This window comes from Proteiniphilum saccharofermentans (assembly GCF_900095135.1).
GTDB classification, from domain to species: Bacteria; Bacteroidota; Bacteroidia; order Bacteroidales; family Dysgonomonadaceae; genus Proteiniphilum; species Proteiniphilum saccharofermentans.
The window spans coordinates 497,883-519,393 of sequence record NZ_LT605205.1 but is presented as its reverse complement, the minus strand read 5'-3'; the positions used below and the strand labels follow the sequence as shown (position 1 = coordinate 519,393).

Below are 21,511 nucleotides of genomic sequence, written 5' to 3'. Positions count from 1 at the left end.
ATTCCAATGCAAAAAACAAAGAAAATGACAATACAAAAAAAAGTGTAAACATGAAATTCGAAAAAGTAGCATTACCTTATGCTACCGATGCGTTGGAGCCGGTTATCAGCAAACAGACAGTAGAGCTCCACTATGGCAAACACCATCAGGCCTATGTGGATAATCTGAATAAGTTGGTAGTAGGTACGAAATTTGAAAATGCAGATCTTGAAACAGTAGTAAAAGAGAGTGATGGCGCTATTTTTAACAATGCGGGACAGATTCTCAACCACAATATTTACTTCACCTCTTTCAAAAAAGACGGCGGTGGTGAGCCAAAAGGGAAATTGGCAGATGCAATCAACGAGCAATTCGGTTCATTCGAGAAGTTTAAAGAAGAATTCAATGCAGCCGGAGTTTCCGTGTTCGGTTCGGGATGGGTATGGCTGGCAAAGGACCAGGATGGCAAACTTTCTATCTTGAAAGAAAGTAATGCCGGTAATCCGGTTACAAGCGGTCTGGTTCCTATTTTAGGTTTTGATGTATGGGAACATTCATACTATCTTGACTATCAAAATCGCCGTGCCGATCACCTGAAGGAAATATGGAAAATAATTGATTGGGACGTGGTAAGTGCACGTTATTAATTGCAAGCAATCTACCGGTAAAAGTCACAATAGTCAACTGAATGGGAGGGAGTGGATATCAACAATTCACTCCCTCTTTTTTATCATCTCTTTATCATAATTCCCGTAAGCATCCTTCCTGAGTGAATAGTTTGCCTGCGGGCGGAAAAGAAAATATCTTCCCTATCGAATGTACATAACGGGCTCTTCTCTATACAGCCTGCATCTATTCCTAGCCTGATTAGTTCCTTCCGGTTGATCTCCTTCAGATCGACATGATATTTGGAGGATGGTGTTTTTCTGGAGAAAGAGGCGACATCTGTAAGGTCGAACCCCTCCTCATAAAACCTGTCCACTACTTCATTTCCTACTTCGTAATTCGACATTCCAATGGCCGGACCGATACCTGCAATCATATCCTCTGGCAAAGAGCCGAATTGTTTCTCCATCGCGATGACGGTTTTCTCTACAATCCGTCCTACAGTACCTTTCCATCCTGCATGGATTGCCGCAATTATTTCATTATGCCTATCATAAAGAATTACCGGCACACAATCAGCTGTGGTAATACAAAGATAAATTTCTTTTTCCCTTGTAATAACAGCATCGACACCATACAGAGTCTCAATAGCGGAAGCATGGTCGAGACTGAAAAAATTACTGTCAATCGTCAGCACTTTGGTCCCGTGTGTCTGGTGAGGAATGATAAACCTGTTTATATCGGCATAAAGCATACGGGCGAGGATCTCCCGATTCTCGCTGATATTCAATGGACTGTCATCCGAGAAGTTCCCCATATTAAAGGAAGAAAAAGAGCCTTCACTCACTCCACCCTCCCGGGTAGTAATGAAATGGGTAATATTCTCCTCCTTGTCGAACAGGTCGAACAGAAGCAAGTTATTATACAGGGGATGAGGTTTCATTGCCAAATACTAAAAGTCCTCTTCATAGTAGTTGTACTCATCTCCATCATCTTCATCCGATCCGGAATTATCGTCGAAAAGTTCCTCTTCCGGATCAAATTCAAACTTGGAAATATCGAGATTCCTATGTACCAACGCATCACGTGATGCCGATATCGGCACATAATCATCCGAGTTAAGTGCACGCCAAAGCATATCTTTAAGTGCCGGGATCCCATATCCCGTAATAGAGGAGATAAACAGGTAGGGAATATCGGGAAGATCCAATGCTATTTCCTGCATCAATTCCTCATCAAGCATATCCGCTTTCGATATGGCCAAAATATGGGTCTTATCCAATAATTCGGGATTATACCGGGTGAGTTCATTCAATAAAATATGATATTCCTCTTTTATATCGTCGGCATCGGCAGGTATAACGAACAGTAATAGAGAGTTACGTTCTATATGCCGAAGAAAACGTAAACCCAGTCCCCTTCCTTCACTTGCCCCCTCGATAATTCCCGGGATATCGGCCATCACGAACGACTTCCCATCGCGATACTCCACAATGCCCAAATTGGGTTGGAGAGTGGTAAAGGGGTAATTGGCGATTTTCGGCTTCGCAGCCGAGACAACCGAAAGGAGTGTCGACTTCCCTGCGTTCGGGAAACCGACCAATCCCACATCCGCCAGTAACTTCAACTCAAGGATTATCCACCGTTCTTCATACGGTTCTCCAGGTTGTGCGTAACGCGGTGTCTGATTGGTAGACGATTTAAAATGGACATTCCCTAGACCACCACGCCCACCTTTCAAAAGGACCACCTCCTGTCCGTCATCGGTGATATCACATAAATACTCTCCGGTATGTGCGTCATAAGCCACAGTACCGCAGGGGACTTCAATAATCTTGCTTTCGCCTTTTTTCCCGGAACGTTGGGCCTTTGATCCCCCTTCGCCATGCCCGGCAAAGATATGGCGTTGATAGCGCAAATGAAGCAGTGTCCAGTAGTTACGATTACCACGGAGGATAATGTTACCGCCATCACCCCCGTCCCCCCCGTCAGGACCACCTTTCGGGATATACTTTTCTCTTCTGAGGTGGGCAGAACCGCGTCCACCCTTTCCTGATCTACAGAAAATCTTTACGTAATCTACAAAATTTGTTTCTGCCATTTTTATTTTTCTAACCGGTCGATCTCTTTCTCGATGGATCCGAAGATATCATCAATAGAACCAACCCCTTCAATATTTTTTAATGTGCCGCGTGTCCGGTAAAACTCCTTGAGCGGCTCGGTCTGAGCATGATACACTTTCAGCCTCGATTCAATGGTTTCACGGTTATCATCCGCCCTGCCGGAGATCTGTCCCCGTTTCAGCAGGCGGTCGATCAACTCTTCTTCCTCCACTTCCAGGCTGAGGACAGCATCTATGGCCTCACCATGCTTCTCCAACATCTTACCCAGCGCTTCGCCCTGGGCAAGCGTACGGGGAAATCCATCAAAGATAAATCCTTTGGCGTCTCTATGCTTGCCAATCAGATTATCCAATATATCAATCACCAACTCGTCGGGAACAAGATGTCCTTTCGACATATATGAGTCCGCCAATTTTCCCAATTCCGTGTCTGCTTTAATCTCGTTGCGCAATATATCTCCGGTAGAGAGATGCTTGAGTCCATATTTCTCAACTAATTTCGCGCTTTGTGTCCCTTTTCCCGATCCGGGAGCTCCAAAAATTACAATATTCAACATATTCGTTTTTCGTTAAGATGCAAAGATACGATTTTTATTTTTTTCCGGACTGTAGCTCCATCACCGTTTTTATACTCCCTCATTCAATTGAAGTTGAACTAATTTTTTTGTCATCTGTTTATAGAGTAGAAGTTAAATCCATAACACTCTCTACAATGAAAAAAGAAGAATTCAAACAAAAAACGCGCGATGTACTGGACGAATTGGCTGATTACATCACGAAATTGGAAGACAAAGCAGGTGAAATTGCGGAAGATGCAAAAGAAGAATACCGTGACCGCCTGGAGAATCTCAAAGAGATTAAAAATAATCTGGCCTCAAAACTGGAAGAATATGAACAGATAGCCGATTCGAAATGGGACGTGGTAAAAGAGAGCGCCGGCAGTTTCTTTGCTACGGTCGCTGATGCATGGAAAGAAAATTTCGGCAAAGTGGCAGAAGCATTCAAAAAGGAAAAAAACGAAGAATGTTGCGACGACAATAATGCCGATACAAAGGCGTGATACAGATTATAAGTTATATTGAAAAAATCCGGCACTGGTCAGTGCCGGATTTTTTAATTTTGAGGTACCTGGCGGATTCGAACCGCCGTCAACGGTTTTGCAGACCGGTGCCTAACCACTCGGCCAAGGTACCAATACTCATCAAAGAGGCTGCAAAGGTAGTATATTTTTTTGATTTATAAAAGGATGTTCTATGAAAATAATAATCTGAAAGCGTCACTCACCCTTTTCACCTGCTGAATATCGATCTTCATCTTCTTATTGAATCCTTTCAGGTTGTTGAAAGGCACAAGAATACGGGAAAAGCCCAGTTTTTCGGCCTCCTGAATACGCTGTTCTATACGATGTACAGGCCGGATCTCACCCGACAAACCGACCTCTCCACAGAGACAGGTCTCGTTTTCAATTGTCATATCAAGGCTGGACGAGAGCACAGCACTGATAACCGCGAGATCCATACCAGGATCGCTCACTCGCAACCCCCCGGCAATATTAAGGAAGACATCTTTTTGTGCCAGTTTAAACCCTGCCCGCTTTTCCAGCACAGCCAACAGCATATTCATCCGCCGGATATCAAATCCGGTAGCGGAACGTTGTGGCGTACCGTAGGCGGCAGTACTTACCAAAGCCTGCGTTTCGATCAGAAAAGGACGAACACCCTCAACCGCTGCGGCAATAGCTACACCACTCAGGCCATCATGGTTCTGGGTAAGCAGCAGTTCCGACGGATTACTCACCTCGCGCAATCCCGACCGGTTCATCTCATAAATAGCCAACTCCGCAGTACTTCCAAACCGATTCTTGACTCCACGAAGGATACGGTACATATAATGCTGATCGCCTTCAAACTGTAACACCGCATCCACCATATGTTCCAGTATCTTAGGGCCGGCTATGCTGCCCTCCTTGGTGATATGGCCGATAAGTAACACAGGTGTACCCGATTGTTTGGCAAATTTGAGGAGCAACGAAGCACACTCGCGCACCTGAGAAATACTACCGGGAGACGATTCCAGCACTTCGCTGTAAATAGTCTGTACCGAGTCGATAACCAACAATTGCGGCGACACTTTCCTTACATGCTTAAAAATTTCATCGAGGTTGGTCTCACACACGATGAGACAATCATCATTTTGTATACCGATCCGGTCGGCACGCAGTTTCAACTGACCTGCGCTCTCTTCACCCGATACATAGAGAGACTTCACACCGGAGAGCTTCAAAATAGTTTGGAGCACCAATGTCGATTTTCCGATGCCCGGCTCTCCTCCGATCAGCACAACGGAGGCAGGCACCAATCCTCCGCCCAACACACGGTTTAACTCCCCGTCATCCATATCGATCCTCGGCAGTTCTTCGGCTTTGATCTCGCTCAAAGTCACCGGTTCACTCCTGACCTCCCCGAAAGAACGGGTATCTTCCTGTTTCGAAGCAGTATCCTTACGTACCAGTTCTTCAACAAAAGTCGACCATTCGCCGCAGGCAGGACATTTCCCCATCCACTTGGGAGATTCATATCCGCAACTGGAGCAAAAATATACAGATTTCAGTTTCGCCATGCAGTTATTGTTTAGAAAGGTAAAGATAGAGAAATTTCTTGTATTTTTGTAGCGCATATAAATCGATTACAGATGTCAGTTATTCATACACTCATTTCCAAATCACTGAATATTCCTATCAGAAATGTAGAGAACAGTATCAAACTGCTGGAAGAAGGTGCCACCATCCCTTTCATCAGCCGCTACCGGAAAGAGGTGACAGGAGGTTTGGATGAGGTGAAGATCGCCAATATCAAAGAGCTGAATGAAAAGTATACAGAACTCGAGAAACGAAAGGAATATGTACTTAAGTCGATTTCTGAGCAGGAAAAACTGACGCCCGAACTCGAAAAAAAGATCACTGATTGCTGGGACAGCACGGAACTCGAAGATATCTACCTGCCCTATAAACCGAAACGTCAGACCCGCGCTGAGATTGCCCGCAAGAACGGACTGGAACCCCTTGCGAAATGGTTGATGGCACAATACCACGGTTCACCCGAAGCGAAAGCGACACAATATCTCAATGAGAAGGTAGCCGATACGGAAGCTGCTTTGAAAGGTGCGCGTGATATCATTGCCGAATGGGTGAACGAAGATGCGCATGCACGCCAAATGGTACGGAATATGTTTGCGCGTGACGCGATAATCATCTCAAAAGTGGTGAAGGGAAAAGAAGAGGAAGGAGAGAAATACAGGGATTATTTCGATTTTTCCGCACCGTTATCCCGCTGTCCGTCGCACCGAATCTTAGCGATTCGTCGCGGTGAAGTCGAAGGATTTCTGCGTGTATCTATTTCTCCCGATGATGAGAAATGCCTCGACAGGCTTGTACCGCGCTATGCAAAAAATGACACTGAAGCAGCCGATCAGGTGGAGGATGCGGTGACCGACAGTTACAAACGCCTGTTGAAACCTTCCATAGAGACGGAGTTTGGCAACCTCTCCAAAAAACAGGCCGATGAAGCGGCCATCGCTGTTTTCGCGGAAAACCTGCGCCAATTACTTCTGGCGCCCCCTTTAGGGCAGAAACGTATCCTGGGTGTCGATCCCGGTTACCGGACTGGATGCAAGCTGGTTTGTCTGGATGAACAGGGAAATCTGCTGCATAACGAGACCATCTACCCTCATCCTCCGCAGAACGAGTTTACCAAATCGGCAAGTAAAGTAGTAAAACTGGTTTCCACCTACCGGATCGATGCCATTGCCATAGGGAACGGTACGGCCAGCCGCGAAACAGAACGTTTTATTACCAGCCTGAGATATGAAAAAGAGGTGAAAGTATTCGTAGTAAGTGAAAGCGGTGCGTCGGTCTATTCCGCCTCGAAGATAGCACGTGAAGAGTTCCCCGAATATGATGTGACTGTAAGGGGTGCCGTCTCTATCGGGCGGCGGTTGAGTGACCCGCTGGCAGAATTGGTGAAGATCGATCCCAAATCGATTGGCGTGGGCCAATACCAGCACGATGTAGATCAAACAAAGCTGAAAAGATCTCTCGACCAGACCGTGGAAAATTGTGTAAACCTCGTGGGAGTGAACCTCAATACGGCCAGTAAACACCTTCTCACCTATATATCGGGGTTGGGTGAGGTACTGGCACAGAATATCGTGAATTGGCGCACGGAAAACGGTCCTTTCCGTTCGCGCAAGGAACTGAAAAAAGTAGCGCGCCTGGGAGAAAAAGCGTTTGAACAATGTGCGGGATTCCTTCGTATTCCGGATGCGGAAAATCCGTTAGATAACTCTGCCGTGCATCCCGAAAGCTACGCGATCGTGGAACAGATGGCCGAAGACCTGCAATGTACGGTGAAAGAATTAATCCGCAACAAACCGCTGATCGGAACCATCGATATCAACCGATACAAAACAGAAAAAGTAGGTGAAGAGACACTTACAGACATATTACAGGAATTGGAGAAACCGGGGCGGGATCCGCGTACCAAGGTTCAGGTATTAGAGTTTGACCCCAATATCCGGGCCATTAACGACCTGAAAGAAGGAATGATATTACCCGGCATCGTCACCAATATTACTAATTTCGGTTGCTTCGTGGATGTGGGTATTAAGGAGAATGGGCTGGTACATATCTCTGAACTGGCTGACCGTTTCGTCTCCAGCCCTACTGATGTAGTTTCCCTCCACCAGCATGTAAAAGTAAGGGTGTTGTCTGTCGATTTGGAACGCAAGCGGATCCAGTTAAGCATGAAAAAAGTTGAGGCTGATTGCTGAGCGGCCTGGAAAAGAGGCAAAAAAGAAGGAAAATAAACCCCCAAAAGTTCATTGTTCAACTTTTGGGGGTCAGATACGACATAACGCAAAGGTTCTGCCTTAAGATCCGCAGATTCTATCTGAGATTTTTATATAGCGATTTTGGGAAATATATTTGAAACCCTACGTTCAAAGATAATCCGTTGGAACTACCATCTCCAAACGTCCCGTTATAAAGCAACAACGCTTCTACAGCTACATTCTCAGTCAGGAAATAGGCATAACCGGGACCAAAGTTCACATTAAAACCGAGATCAACACCTCTGGCACCACCAACTCCTGCTCCGGCTTCTAAAAACCAACGGCCCTGCTTCAGCAGTGTGTCAAATTCGTCCGGCCCGAAATAATAACGGCCAAAAGCATTCACATTATACCCATAGGCATCTTCTCCGGGTTGTGCCGTATAAGTAAGGCCTACCTTACCTCCAATGGCAACATTATCCTGGATAAAATATCCTACACGCGGGGTCAAAGTAATATTGAAAACATTTTCATCACCTAATCCCATACTCAAATCTCCGATGCCACCACCTACCAATGTACTACCTTTTTGAAGTTGAGCAGTAGCCACACCTACAGAACAGGCAAAAACCAATAAAGTACTAAACAAAAATTTTTTCATTTCTTGAAGTTTTAGTGATTCTACATAAATGTTATTTAATTTCTGAGACAATTCAACTCGGTCTCAATTTCTATTACAACAACCACTTTTAATTTTTGTTTAAACTACTTTTTATAATTTACTTTCAAAGGCATTACATGTAGCGTTCCACAAACGGGATTTTTAGAATCAGGAACCAAGACTTTTACAATTTGATTACATAGATTTTAACTACATAGATTGTTAATTCAAAATTTCAAATTTCAGGATTTGGCTTCGCTGATTTACTTAAAAATCCAATGTCAACTGCTGCTCAGTAAGGCGGAAACTCTTCCGGTGATAGGGAGTAATTCCATATCGACTTATCGCTTCACGATGCGCCTTGGTTGGGTATCCTTTATTACGATGCCAACCGTATTCGGAATGGATTTCATGGAGCTCTTTCATATATTCATCACGGTATGTTTTTGCAAGGATTGAAGCTGCCGCAATAGAGCGGTATTTAGCATCCCCTTTGATCACACAGGTATGGGGTATACTACCAAAGGGGCGAAAACGGTTACCATCTACCAGAATATATTCAGGCAGTATATCCAGACGTGCTAATGCCCGATGCATCGCCTTTACGGAAGCCCATAGGATATTCATTTCATCAATTTCTTCCGGGGAACAACTTTCCACGGCATGACACAAAGCATTTTCTTCGATGATCTTCCGTAATTCATCTCGTTCTTTTTCCGAAAGCTGTTTGGAATCATTCAATCCGTCACAATGAAAATCATCAGGCAAGATCACCGCAGCGGCAAAAACGGGTCCGGCCAGGCAACCACGCCCGGCTTCATCACACCCGGCCTCCAAACGGCCCGGTTGCATACAAATCATTAATGGATCAAACTGTTTCATCCCATTTTCAATCACTGTCCACCACCACTTAGGCACCAAACCACCCGGCACTTTTTCACTTTATTGAAGAGGTATCACCACCCGGTTATCTTCCGGCGGAAAATCGAATATGAACAATTCGGGATCGGCTTCGCTTCCCATCTGGTCAGCAAAAAGGCGGATTGCCATCTGCATCTCCGGATCCAACTTTTCATCACCCTTCACATGCATCAGGCTCAACTTCACAATCACATCTGTAAGCGCCTCGATAGTCTCCTGATACATAGGAATACCCAACTCTTCCAACCTGTTTTTAGCCACCCGCCGGGTTATAGCCTCCAGTTTATCGCGATATATCGCTGCCAGGTCAGGATTACCGGGAAGAGAGGTCACAAAACGGGTATCGATGGAAAGGACAGTATCAGTCAACTCCATCAGTCTGTAGGCAAAAGGATATTGTGCCAACGAAGCAGTCTCCACATCATAGATAACATTTCCGGCAGAAGAGGTATGCATAGTGATATCATTGGCGTGAAAATGTCCTGTAAAAACTACTTTCAGTCCGGCATCGGCAAGAAGACCGGCATTCTTTTCCCACCCATCTATCAGATACTGCGGAAAGAAGGCTGCCTGATAGGGCATATGTTCCACCAGGCCATGATGCATCATTCCCAACACTATAATTCCTTTATCTTTTGCCTCGTCGAGGATATCAATCGCCCAATCCATTGTTTCAGGAAGGAGACGACCACCGGTAATAGATTTTGTCGTATGCTCTTCATAGCGGTTGGTGTCAAAACAGAGAAACCAAAGAGAATCGTTTATCCCGGCGAGATAACTTAGTGAGGCCTCATCCCTTTTCAATGCATCCGAATAACCGAAGGGTGCATATAGCTCTATGAATTCCTCTTTTGAAATAGTTTCGGTGGGGGTAGCCTTGTTACCCCGATAGGCTTTTGTGTCGGGGATATTGATATCATGATTACCGGGAATTACAAGAATACGGGTTCCCTGGTTTTGTAACAACCGGAGTTTTTCTATAAAACCGAGATGACTTTGCTTCTCTCCGTGATTGGTGATATCACCTGTTATCAGTAATAAATCAGGCGCTTCCCTTGTCAAATCGGCCAGCACTGTATCCAGCACGGCATGTAAATCGGCAATATTTCTACCAGTCGCCCTCTCATATGCAGAGAGTGCTTCCCCCTCTGCAACAAGGTTTTTATCAAGAAAATGAATATCAGTTATTACAGCAACCTTTACCGTTCCGGCAATTCCGGACGATGCATAATATCCGAGAAAGAGGATAAAAAGAATAAGAATAGTTCCTCTTTTATGAATTAAGCAAGTTTTCGATTTCATCGATATCGGATCGGAATCCTTTGTCTACTTCATAGAAATCCTTTACTGTATTGCAGGCATGGAGTACGGTTGCATGATTGCGGTTACCAACCTGGGCTCCTATCTGTGAAAGTGACAATTCTGTATGTTTCTTGATAAAATACATAGTCACCTGGCGCGCCTGCACTATTTCACGCTTACGGGATGCGGACTGGATAAGCTCTTTTTTCACATGATAGAAGTCAGACACTATATCCTGGATCTTCTGCACAGTAATACGCTTCTTTTCGAATTTAATACTTTGTTCTACCACCCGCCGTGCCAACACCAGGTCGATCTCACGATTATTGATGATGGAATGTGCCATCAGGGAGACCACAATCCCTTCCAGGTCACGCACATTTTCAGTGACGTTCTCGGCAATAAATTCGATCACGTTTTCCGGGATGATGAGTCCATCGGCGAGTACCTTGTTCTGAAGGATCTTCTTTCGGAGTTCCTTATCGGGACGCTCCAGCTTGGTAGTAAGCCCCCAGCGGAAACGGGTAAGCAGCCGCTCTTCCACCCCCTGCATATCCATAGGCGGACAATCGGAAGTCATAATCAACTGCTTGTTATTCTGATGCAGGTGATTAAAAATGTGGAAAAAAGTGTTCTGCGTTTTCTCCAATCCCGCGAGTTCCTGAATATCATCGATCAAAAGTACATCGATACTCTGGTAAAAGTTGATGAAGTCATTGATTGTATTGAACCGGCGCGCATCGGTATATTGCACCTTAAACAGATGGGCGGAAAGATAAAGCACCTTCTTATCGGGATAAAGTTCCTTTACCTTTGATCCGATGGCATGACAGAGGTGAGTCTTTCCCACACCGGAATAACCATGCACAAACAGCGGATTGAACGCCGTCTTTGCCGGGTTCAAGGCAACCGCTTCGGCAGCTGTACGAGCAAGGCGATTACTTTCGCCTTCAAAAAAATTGAGAAAGGTATATTTGGAATTGATCTGGGAATCGAACTCCGAAGTCTCCACTCTGTCAAAAGGGCTGGGCACTTTCGCAGACACCTTGCCGGCAGCATTCCTGTCCGTCCCCCCCGCATAGGACTTGGTCTCCCCCCGGAGTTCAACGGCTGTATTATTTTCTGTCTCTACCAGTATCCGATAATTGAGGATAGTACCCTCTCCTATTTCCCGGTAGAGTGTATGCTGAATAAGATCAAGGTATTTATCTTCCAGATACTCATAAAAAAACTGACTTGGAACCTGGACCGTAAACACATGATCTTGATACTTTAGCGGAACAATGGGTAAAAACCACGTATTGAACGCCGGTTCGGGGATATTATCCCGGATGACATTCAAACAATTATTCCATAAAAGTCGGCAATCTTTATTCATTAGTAAAAATGATCTTTTTTTTTCGCAAACGGATTACAAATTTTCAAAAAAAAACCGAGATAAAAAAATAAACTTCAGGTCAGGATTTTTCTCATTCCAAAAAAACGCTATTTATCAACAAAATAGAACCAAAATATTATATATCAGATAATTAACCAGTGACTCAATATTAAACAGGACTGATTGACAATAGGATATAAAAACCCTACAATTACTCCACAATTATCCAAAAAGTTACGATATTGTTACTTAGCTTCGATCAACCAAAGAGTTCACCTCCATTTCCGGACAAGGCATTATTTAGAATGATTCTATTTAAATTTCCAAAGGAGTATCAATTCAAAACTTCCGTCCCCTAGAAAAGACGTAATCGTATGGTCAAATAACGATCCGGATTCTGCCGGATATCTTCTAACAATTTGGTTGCCGTATCAATTGTCACATTGAGGCTATCATGTAGTTTCGTATCGTTCAGCAGCAGCCCAAGAGAATTATCGTCACTATTGATTTTGGCTGTCAGTAGTTTCAGATTATTTACTGTCTCGTCGATAGATGCGAACGTGCTCGCCATATCCATCTCACTCAGTTCCTTGCTGACCTCTTTCAAATCGGAAGAAACGGACGTAAGATTCCTGCTGATCTCGGGGAGATCCCGTTCCAGGGAGCCAATCATCCTGTTCAGGCTCGCGCTTGAGTTATTGAGTTGCTCCACCGTACTGCCAATCCCTTTAATCGACTGTTCCCAACCGGGATTGGCCACGATTTTTTGTAGAGAATGGATCAATGAATCTACCCGTAGCAGAATAGAATCAGCCTTAGGCATCACAGTAGCTACACCATCCATCAACCCGGCCTCTTTTCCACCCGTAAGGGTATCTCCCTTTTCCAGATAGACATCGGATTTTGCCATTATGAGATTCACAGTAGAGGCCCCGAACAGATCGAGACCATACTCGAGGTGGCTCCCTTTCGGGATCCGTATATCTTCCGACAGGTTAAGCCCCACGGAGAAACGCATCGGATCATCACTCACCATCTCTATCTTATTGATCAGCCCTATCTGATAACCTTTCACATAGATAGGTGATGAGATCAATAACTTCGATACGTCATCAAACAGGGCATAATACTGATTCTGTTTTTTGAGAACATTCATCCCTTTCAGAAAATTGATCCCGAAATAAATCATGACAAGGCTGGCAATAAAAGCCAGTCCGATAAGAGCATTCCTACTTAATTTGGTTCTCATATATTGAAAATCTGTTTATTTCACGCGTTCTCCGTTTTCGAACTCGATAATAAAGGCATCTTTGAAATTCTTCCGCACCTTACTCAATAATTTCCGGCTTTCTTCTGGATTGGTTGTGCGTCCATATGTATATTTATAAGTCTTACCATCGGTATAATAGTCGACAGGGGTTAACCCTTTGAACACCGAAGCACCGTTCTCATACTTCCGGGATGAAGTAAGAAACTGAACCCTGTATTCTTTTCCACTCACCGCTTCAGGTGACAGCTGGCTCCCCTGGGACTGCGGATATTGTGCTCCACCGTTAGTAAACACATAACTCTTCTTATCATACTCCCGCTTATACTCTTTGAAGCCATTATAAATACTTGCAGCGAGCGAACTCTGACCGCTCCCGCTCTTCAGGTATTTCTCTTCCTCCCTGTTACTGATATATCCCAACTCCACGAGTACACTTGGCATAGCCACCTCTCTCAAAACGAGAAATCCGGCCTGACGGACATTTCTGTTGATCCTCTTTGAATTGGTAACCAACTGGTTCTGTACCATAGTAGCAAAATAAACACTCCGGTCGAGGAACTCGTTGGCCATGAATTCAAAAATAATATAAGACTCCGGCTCATTAGGATTAAACCCCTCGTACTTGACTGAATAGTCCTCCTCGTACATAATCACCGAGTTCTCCGCCTTTGCAACATCCAGGTTGTCTTTGCTCCTATGTAACCCCAACACGAAAGTCTCCACTCCCTGTGGAGATGTTCTCCTGCGGTCGAGAGCATTACAGTGAAGCGAGATAAACAGGTCGGCATGTGCCTTATTGGCAATCGCGGCTCTCCGATTCAACTCCACAAACCGGTCGTCTTTTCGTGTATATACGACATTTACATCGGGATGATTATTCTCGATGAGCTTCCCCAGCTTCAGACCTACCGACAGTACAATATCCTTCTCTTTGGAACTCGATCCTACAGCTCCGGGATCCTTACCCCCATGACCGGGATCAATCACAACAGTAAATTTCCTGGTTTGAGCAGGTAGCGGCTGTACTGTAACAAACAAAGCCGGCATCAGAATCCAAAAAAGAAAAAATAACTGCTTTCTGTGTAATGCCATACCAATTGCTTTTTGCAAAAGTAGATATAAATTTTGTATTGAAAACAGTTTCAGGGCACGCGCCAGATGAATTTATCCAACTTTGAAAGAATTTAACATGAAATAAACCTTCATAGCGTTTAAATTCAAACCCAAAAGCTCTTTCAGATTTAACCTTAAGGCAATCACTTTATATAAAAGTGTCCACCGATTCAATTTTTACTTCTTTTTATTTCGGGATCAGCCGATTCATTCACCGGGACTATTATGGTATCTCCCGGCTGAACTTCAAACTCTTTGGGCTGTCTTTTTGTGGTTACAGGTTGGGACTGATTGTTGGTATCTTTTTTCTTTTTTGAAAACAACCTGAAAATCCAACTGTCTGCTATGGTCTCGGCTGCCCTGGTAACCTCAAAAACACCCTGGTCCACTCTTGTTAAAGCCGTATCCACACTCAATCCTAATTCTTTGTCGTGAAGTAAGCGGGGTAAAACACCTTCTCCATAATTTATAGCATGCACTGTCTGCTGTAATTCTTCAACAACTGCGTTGGCTTTTACGGAAGTGGCATGTAGGTCCTTCATGATTCCTGACAACTGGCCTGTAATGGCATCATCGTTAATCAGCTTACCTAAATCTCCCTGTCCACTGCTTACCTTCCTCGTTATTTCATTTACATCGGACATTGAGTTATTCAATTTACGGGTGGCAATGCCCAACTGCGTAGTTAAATCATTCCCATTCAGCAAACGGGCTATATCCCCGTCCCCTTCATTAATCTTATCAGTGACCGAATTAAGGTGCGATACTGTTTGGGTAGCTTCCCTAAGCATCGTCTGGGCCTGGGCAATCATCCCCTGTATATCCAATCCTTCAGCCACGACCAGGTAGTCATTCTCCTCAATTACGCCCGTTTCGGGGGTTCCGGAAGAGATCAGTACGATCTTTCCTCCCATCAGACCTTCCTGTCCGATCTGTACTTTGGAGTTCTTATAAATATACTTTGAATAATCTTCACGTATTGACATCGTTACCACAACAGAGGTATCGGATATAATGCGGATATTTTTCACCGTACCCACATTGATGCCTGCAAACCTGACATTGTTTCCCACCACGAGGCCCCGTATATCTTTAAATGATGAGAATACATCCTTGGTAGGACTGAACAAGTTTCCCTTACTCCCTATTAAATATACGGCTACAACAAATAAAATTAATGCCGCAGCGACAAAAATACCTAAGCGTAAAGCTTTTTTTGTATTCTTCATAACTGTCTGTTATCTGTTTTATTACTATATAAAATAATCACGTATTTCTTTATCCGCACTCCTGCTTAGCTCATCGTACGTACCTTCCACAACAAAAACACCCTCTTTCATGATTCTGATTGTATCGGTAGCTATTTTGGCGCATTTCATATCGTGGGTAATAATAATAGAGGCAGTATTATATTCTTCCTTTATTTTGAGGATAAGTTCACTGATCTCTCCTGATGTCACAGCATCTAAACCGGTGGTCGGCTCATCATACAGAATAATCTCAGGCCTTAATATCAGGGTCCTTGCCAAAGCTATCCTTTTCTTCATTCCACCCGATAATTCTGCCGGCATCTTGTCTATGGCATCCAACAAGCCTACACTCCTCAAAGATCTTTCTACCAATTCTTCACTATCTTGTTTTTTATCTATAAATTGGGTTCTTCTTATCGGAAAAAGCAGGTTTTCCCTTACACTCATTGAATCATACAACGCACCTCCCTGAAAAAGATAACCCACCTTTTTCCTTATCTCGTTCAGTTCAATATTATTACAAGCCAGGACATCGGTTCCAAGTACATTGATCTCACCCGCGTCAGGCTCTATTAATCTCACTATGCATTTTGTAAGTACCGATTTTCCCGTGCCCGATTTGCCCACAATACCCAAATTCTCACCTTTATGCAGCGTAAGATCAATCCCCTGAAGAATATGCTTATCCCCGAAAGATTTATATAACTCCTTTACTACAATTACTTCTGCCCTTTCCATACAAAATCAGAGAATATTGGTGATTAAAACAAAAATCAGGTCTATCACGAAAATAGTAAGAGAAGCCACCACTACCGCTGAATTGGCGGCACTTCCGACCGACTCCGTTCCTATCCCTGCATTATAACCTCTATAGCAACCTATCAGTCCGATAAAGAAACCAAAGAAGACTGTTTTTATAGTAGCCGGGATCAGATCCCGGAAGCCAAGCATGGCAAAAGCTCTGTCAATAAACAAGGTAGAGGAAGTATCTTCGAAAACATTTACAGCAAGAAATGCCCCAAAAAAACTGAATGCATCGGCAAAAATAACCAGAAGAGGAACGGTTACGGTTGTTGCCAACACACGGGTAGCCACCACAAAACCCAAAGGATTCGTTCCCGAAACTTCCATGGCATCTATTTGTTCGGTTACTCTCATGGCTGCAATCTCAGCTCCAATACCGGAACTCATTTTCCCAGCACAAATAAGTCCTGTTATTACCGGTCCCAATTCACGCACCATCGCTACAGAAATAGCACTCGGCAATAAAGTTTGAGCGCCAAAATCCGCTAAAACCGGATTCATTTGCATGGTTAATACTAATCCCATTATAAAACCGGTAACACTTACCAGGGCGAAAGATTTATTCCCCAGTAGAAACCCTTGTTTTATCAATTCTTTATGCTCAAAAGGTGGACGAAAAAATTGCTTTATTACGTTTATAGAAAAAATGACCAACTCTCCCAAATCAATAAAAAGTCCATTATAAAAATGTCGGGTTTCTTCTTTTATACGGATTTTTTGTGGTGCTAATTGACGCACTTTGAGGTGTTTCATACGATTAAAATTATTTATTTTCAAATGTATTGTATGACAATTGAGCGAAGCGAAATCGCCGACTTCTTTTAAAATCTTAGCCGGAGGCAACTCGCTTTAATCATTATCTTGTGTGTGATGATGTTCATGCTCGTTTCATATGATTATTATACTTTTACATTTCTGTGTATGGAACTATTTAAGCAACTATCTCGATAAACGAATAGTGCAATAAAACTTGGAATAGTAAAACAAAATTAAAATATCTAACTTTAGTAAACCATTGATATTTATAGCATATTAGAATTTCTATTAGAACAATAAAAAGAATACATTTGTTTCACGATACCTGCACATACATCATACCTTGGGTTAAACCTAAATTATGAATATAAAAAAAGAGCCCGCCTCAAATGTATTATTGAGACAGACTCTTTTCTTTACCGGTTCCCGGTGAAGCGGCATATAGGGTTTATACCCGCTCTGTTAAGGCATCAACTCAGCCAATTTAGCATCCAGCGCTTCCCCTCTTAAATTCTTTTCAATAATCTTGCCTTCTTTATCAAGAAGTACTGTATGGGGTATTCCCTGTATAGCGTACAGATCCACTATCGGGCTATCCCAGTACTGCAGGTCGGACATTTGCGGCCAGGTCATATTCAAATCTTTGATTCCCTGCACCCAACGATCATGCTCCTGATCGAGTGATACGCCTACCACCTCAAATCCTTTTGCTTTATATTTGTCATATGCCGCAACAACATTAGGCATCTCCTGGCGACAAGGTCCGCACCAGGCAGCCCAAAAATCGACCAAGACATAATTCCCTTTACCGGCATAATCGGAGAGAGAGATGTCATTTCCTTCAGTATCCTTTAAAGTAAAATCAACAAATTTCTTACCCACAGCCACATTCTCAAGATTTTCAAGTCTCTTTATTACACGCTGAATCCTCTCTGTGGATTTGAATTCTTCGCTGGCAAGATCAAGGATTTCTTTTTGCTGTTCTGCCTCAAACATGGAAGAAGAGTTTTGAAAAACAAATTCTCCCAGTTTATTATCAATATTATCCTTGATAAAATTGAAATTGAGATCGGTCAATTGCTTACTGATTTCTTCGTAAGATTGTTGCAATTCGGCATCCCGCTCTTCAGTCATTGTACCTGCTGCATTTTCGCTGTTGAATTGTCCTATAATACCTCTGATATTTTGTACCAGTTCTCTTTGTTGCAACCTGAAATTGGTATAAGCATCATTTATTTTTGTACCTTTTACAGTAACTACGGTATCGAAAGTCACTTCCAGTTTGCCCGGTTCTACCAATACCGGTATTCTGCTTTCCTGTTGCGGATTTACAGTCTCATCCAGTGCGATAAAACGAAGCCCCGTGGTATCGGCCATTCCCGAGAAAGAGAAAGCCCCATTTTGGATAATAGCCGTATCAGTTGCCACCATTGCATTCTCCGTCATTTGCTGCAAATAAACGTTGGTTCCTTCATAAGCGTCACCGGCTACAGTACCCTTGATTGTATATTTATTGTTATTCTGACACGACAAAAGTGCGCCAACAGCAATAAAAAGATAAACTAGTTTTCTCATTTTCATTCTTTTTTATAATTAAATCACAGCAAAGATATGTAAAATGGTTTGATGAAAAGTGTTTTTTGCGTTTTTTTTCAACCTGTTACAATAAAGGGTCTTTGCAAGCGTTCTAATCTTACCAGATAAATCAGAAGGCAAGTTATGCGTAGCAAAAAAAAGAATCCGAACAAACCAACAGATATGACCGTTGAAATAAAGCCATCGGCATTATCCCTGGCTTGTATCAGCCAATTTGTCCAATGCTCTCATGTTGAAAAAGGGTTGCATATACCGGATAATATATTGTTTGTAAATTAATTACTAATTAATAATTACTAATTACCAATGAATTGCAAAATTCTGAATTAATAATCAACGTAGTGAAATCTTAAATTTTGAATCTTAAATCTTAAATCTTAAATTTGAAATTATTCTCCTGCAACACGCACCGCCTCTTTAAGGAATTCCGGGATTGAACTGCCATGATTTTTACCTTCGAACAGAATAAAACGGCAGTCCGGAACTTCTTCTGCAATGATCACAGCCAGCTCCCGGGAAGAGATACCACCCTTTCGCTGCTCTTTTTTTCTCAATATCTCCGGTGCTAAATTCTTTCTGGACGGATCCAAACCGGGATTCTCCTCATACTCTCCCAGTGTAATAGTCACTGAATGAGGAATATGAGAAAAGAGTGGTCTGTGTTCCGGCACTATTGCCCCCTCTCCCCACCAGATAGACGGACTGGCAGCCAGATAATGTTGAAAACTCCGGGTGTGATTAAACATCACATAAAGTGTAAAAAGCCCTCCATGAGAATGTCCGCACAATGTCTGGCGTGTGGTATCCATAGCATAATTCGCTTCAATAAAAGGCTTTACTTTATCAACAATAAATCTGTAAAAATCTTCGGCCCCTCCTCCCTCGACATTTCCTTCAATGGGGATCGTATAATCCCGGGTACGCTCTTTAGGGTATGCCTGTAACGAAGGATAGCCAATACCCACAATAAGCGGGGTATTTTCCGAAACTTCGTCTACGGCATTTATCAGCATGGGAAACTGGCCGTTCCCATCCAGCATATAAAGTACCGGATGGGAAGTCTGCCCGCTACCAGACGGTTGTGCTATATAGAGACGATATTCTCTCTCGTTGTAAATCAAGTCATGTTGTTCCAAATCAAATAACTGTTTTGCAGATTCTTCAATAGGGGTTATCACCTGGCTCGGTTGTCCCTGAACAGGATAAATAGTAAAAAGAAGTAATAAGAGAAGAATGGTCTTCATATCATACAGATTCTCTGAATATAACTATTCCCCCCGCCATTCGTTCAAATCACAAAAGCGGGAGGAATAATAAAAATATGTATGCCGGTATCAGTTACCTGACACTTTCAGTTTACCGATAGCAGCAATTTCAGTGGCTTGTACCGTAAGTCCTTTGGTTGCTGTCGCTGTTTGCGGATTGATGCTGTACACTGCTGGAGAAACGCCGTCGGTAGTAGTAACTGCAATATAGGTCGTTCCATTTTCCACGTAGGGAGTATTGGCAAATCCCTTGATCTTATCGGGATCGGGCAAGCCGGTTACATAAGTGAGCTTTCCGGTTTCACCTTTAAAGATAGCCAAACGTGATGCAGGCGTATTAGTAGCATCAAAGTTATCGTGGAACGGCTCATCATACATCAGCAACAGGAAATAATCGTCGCCGATATGCCAGGTACGCAGAAAAGAGTTACCATTGGTTTGCGCTTCTAGATTATAATAGTAGTCACTGTCAAACTCTTCGGCTCCCGCTTTAATACGGACCACACCTGCAGGCAAAGTAGTCTTCTGTACATTGTCCTTCATCGTCTTGGCAAAACTGGGTGAGAAGACATACACATCTCCGTTATCGGCCGCCCATACCATCTGATAATACTGAGACCGATGGCGCCCGGTAGCATAACTGATCTTATCGGTCTTGATCAATTTCGGATTTTCCATTTTCTCGTTGTCATAAATGGCGATCCATGCTTCATTGGGATATTGCGTCCATTGCAGTTCTCCTTTTTTGTATGCACTACTGGCAGATCCGCCGTCTTCCGTTTTCACCAGTTCGGGATATTTCACATATTTTCCACCTTCGGCTTTCACTCCGTATTGGCTCAATCCCATAGGGATCGGTGCCGAATAGATTTTATTACCGGATTCAAGGAGGCCTGCCAGGGTAATAAATTCACCGTTACCCAAGTAGTTCTCAGCCAGCATTACTTGTTGATTAGAGTTATAGGTTTCTTTCTCCACATCGAGATAAGAGAACTGGAACCCTTTTGGCAGATAACCATTTTCATCGGCAAGATCTGTACCTAAATCGTTTGTCGAAGAAGTGATGATATAGTCTTTATAAGTTCCGTAAGAGGTAAACCGCTTTATTTCATACGTGTTGTTACGCTCTTTCACCTTTCCCTGACCGTCCAGAATATAGGAAGAACTGATACCCGCATTTCCTTGGTTATATACTAAACGGAATAAATATTTATCCTGGTAATATACCCAGTAAGTCCCGGGATCTGTCTCATGTGCATTATTATTATCCTTGGTTGTAATTGTGCCGTTATCCAGCCCACCGGAAGTTAATAGGTAATTGGCAACAGTAGTAGTTCCATCCAACGCGGCAATAACATAACTCTCTGAAACTTCATCCCCGTTTCCATCATCTGGTTCCGGAATATCGTTATCGCAGGAAGAGAATAACAATCCAGCCATCAATAATGCTGGAATCAAATACAATTTAGAACGTTTCATACGATTTATTATATTCTTTTTATTACGGTGTATGGAACTCGCAATAATCATGTTCTTTTGTGCAAATAGTTCAGATGCTCGTTTCATATTATTTTAGTTTTAATTGATAATATTTAATTATTTAAGTAATTTGAAGTTTGTATACATAGGAACCGATCCAATCGATCCATTACAATTTTATT

The 21,511-nt window shown here is 43.1% G+C and carries 19 protein-coding genes and 1 tRNA gene; 3 read left to right on the top strand and 17 right to left on the bottom strand.

The genetic code is table 11. The annotated features are described in order from the left end of the window. The first annotated feature begins 50 nt into the window (after positions 1-50). Positions 51-626, top strand: coding sequence for a superoxide dismutase (locus PSM36_RS01965; protein ID WP_026327638.1), 576 nt, complete (start codon positions 51-53; stop codon positions 624-626). Between the two features lie 83 nt (positions 627-709). On the opposite strand, the gene pgeF is transcribed toward PSM36_RS01965, so the two are convergent. The 3 genes from pgeF to PSM36_RS01950 are packed head-to-tail and all read right to left on the bottom strand — an operon-like array spanning position 710 to position 3,264. Then, a complete protein-coding gene (gene pgeF, locus PSM36_RS01960) occupies positions 710-1,528 on the bottom strand; it encodes a peptidoglycan editing factor PgeF (protein WP_076928554.1) in 819 nt (272 codons plus the stop codon). 9 nt (positions 1,529-1,537) lie between these two features. Further along, positions 1,538-2,686 (bottom strand): GTPase ObgE, encoded by a 1,149-nt coding sequence (gene obgE / locus PSM36_RS01955; protein WP_076928553.1) that lies wholly within the window; start codon positions 2,684-2,686, stop codon positions 1,538-1,540. Positions 2,687-2,688: 2 nt separating this feature from the next. Further along, positions 2,689-3,264, bottom strand: a complete 576-nt coding sequence (locus tag PSM36_RS01950) for an adenylate kinase (protein WP_019541207.1) — start codon at positions 3,262-3,264, stop codon at positions 2,689-2,691. 155 nt (positions 3,265-3,419) lie between these two features. Between PSM36_RS01950 and PSM36_RS01945 the strand changes: the two genes are divergently transcribed. Further along, entirely contained in the window at positions 3,420-3,767 is a 348-nt protein-coding gene (locus PSM36_RS01945; RefSeq protein WP_076928552.1) for a sll1863 family stress response protein, read from the top strand. Positions 3,768-3,829: 62 nt separating this feature from the next. Here PSM36_RS01945 and PSM36_RS01940 read toward each other — a convergent pair. Together PSM36_RS01940 and radA are read right to left on the bottom strand one after the other, a co-directional pair. Beyond that, positions 3,830-3,900 (bottom strand) — tRNA-Cys (locus tag PSM36_RS01940). Positions 3,901-3,958: 58 nt separating this feature from the next. Further along, the gene (gene radA, locus PSM36_RS01935; protein WP_076928551.1) at positions 3,959-5,326 is read right to left on the bottom strand and encodes a DNA repair protein RadA; all 1,368 of its coding nucleotides are present in this window, start codon (positions 5,324-5,326) and stop codon (positions 3,959-3,961) included. Between the two features lie 72 nt (positions 5,327-5,398). Here radA and PSM36_RS01930 point away from each other — a divergent pair, with 72 nt between their 5' ends. Then, complete coding sequence (locus PSM36_RS01930) at positions 5,399-7,534, top strand: Tex family protein (RefSeq protein WP_076928550.1); 2,136 nt, start codon at positions 5,399-5,401, stop codon at positions 7,532-7,534. 115 nt (positions 7,535-7,649) lie between these two features. Here PSM36_RS01930 and PSM36_RS01925 read toward each other — a convergent pair whose 3' ends face one another. From PSM36_RS01925 to PSM36_RS01870, 12 genes are all read right to left on the bottom strand, one after another. Further along, positions 7,650-8,195: a hypothetical protein gene (locus tag PSM36_RS01925; protein ID WP_076928549.1), complete on the bottom strand. Its 546-nt coding sequence runs from the start codon at positions 8,193-8,195 to the stop codon at positions 7,650-7,652. Positions 8,196-8,462: 267 nt separating this feature from the next. Beyond that, positions 8,463-9,077, bottom strand: a complete 615-nt coding sequence (locus PSM36_RS01920) for a ribonuclease HII (RefSeq protein WP_076931986.1) — start codon at positions 9,075-9,077, stop codon at positions 8,463-8,465. Between the two features lie 60 nt (positions 9,078-9,137). Beyond that, complete coding sequence (locus tag PSM36_RS01915) at positions 9,138-10,418, bottom strand: metallophosphoesterase family protein (RefSeq protein WP_083710887.1); 1,281 nt, start codon at positions 10,416-10,418, stop codon at positions 9,138-9,140. Beyond that, positions 10,390-11,796 carry a chromosomal replication initiator protein DnaA gene (gene dnaA, locus PSM36_RS01910; protein WP_026327449.1) on the bottom strand — a complete coding sequence of 469 codons (1,407 nt, stop codon included), beginning with the start codon at positions 11,794-11,796 and terminating at the stop codon, positions 10,390-10,392. Before dnaA ends, PSM36_RS01915 begins: the two co-directional genes overlap by 29 nt. 355 nt (positions 11,797-12,151) lie before the next feature. After that, on the bottom strand, positions 12,152-13,045 hold the full coding sequence (locus PSM36_RS01905) for an MlaD family protein (protein ID WP_076928548.1): 894 nt from the start codon (positions 13,043-13,045) through the stop codon (positions 12,152-12,154). 15 nt (positions 13,046-13,060) lie between these two features. Beyond that, positions 13,061-14,158, bottom strand: a complete 1,098-nt coding sequence (locus PSM36_RS01900) for an N-acetylmuramoyl-L-alanine amidase family protein (RefSeq protein WP_076928547.1) — start codon at positions 14,156-14,158, stop codon at positions 13,061-13,063. A gap of 191 nt (positions 14,159-14,349) precedes the next feature. Beyond that, the gene (locus PSM36_RS01895; protein WP_076928546.1) at positions 14,350-15,408 is read right to left on the bottom strand and encodes an MlaD family protein; all 1,059 of its coding nucleotides are present in this window, start codon (positions 15,406-15,408) and stop codon (positions 14,350-14,352) included. Between the two features lie 24 nt (positions 15,409-15,432). Beyond that, entirely contained in the window at positions 15,433-16,167 is a 735-nt protein-coding gene (locus PSM36_RS01890) for an ABC transporter ATP-binding protein (RefSeq protein ID WP_076928545.1), read from the bottom strand. Between the two features lie 6 nt (positions 16,168-16,173). Next, on the bottom strand, positions 16,174-16,986 hold the full coding sequence (locus PSM36_RS01885; RefSeq protein ID WP_083710886.1) for an MlaE family ABC transporter permease: 813 nt from the start codon (positions 16,984-16,986) through the stop codon (positions 16,174-16,176). A 465-nt stretch (positions 16,987-17,451) separates the two neighbouring features. Beyond that, positions 17,452-18,564 carry a TlpA disulfide reductase family protein gene (locus PSM36_RS01880; protein WP_076931983.1) on the bottom strand — a complete coding sequence of 371 codons (1,113 nt, stop codon included), beginning with the start codon at positions 18,562-18,564 and terminating at the stop codon, positions 17,452-17,454. A 410-nt stretch (positions 18,565-18,974) separates the two neighbouring features. Then, positions 18,975-19,829, bottom strand: coding sequence for an alpha/beta hydrolase (locus PSM36_RS01875; protein ID WP_076928544.1), 855 nt, complete (start codon positions 19,827-19,829; stop codon positions 18,975-18,977). Between the two features lie 90 nt (positions 19,830-19,919). Beyond that, positions 19,920-21,329, bottom strand: coding sequence for a DUF4374 domain-containing protein (locus tag PSM36_RS01870; protein ID WP_076931982.1), 1,410 nt, complete (start codon positions 21,327-21,329; stop codon positions 19,920-19,922). Positions 21,330-21,511 lie beyond the last annotated feature (182 nt).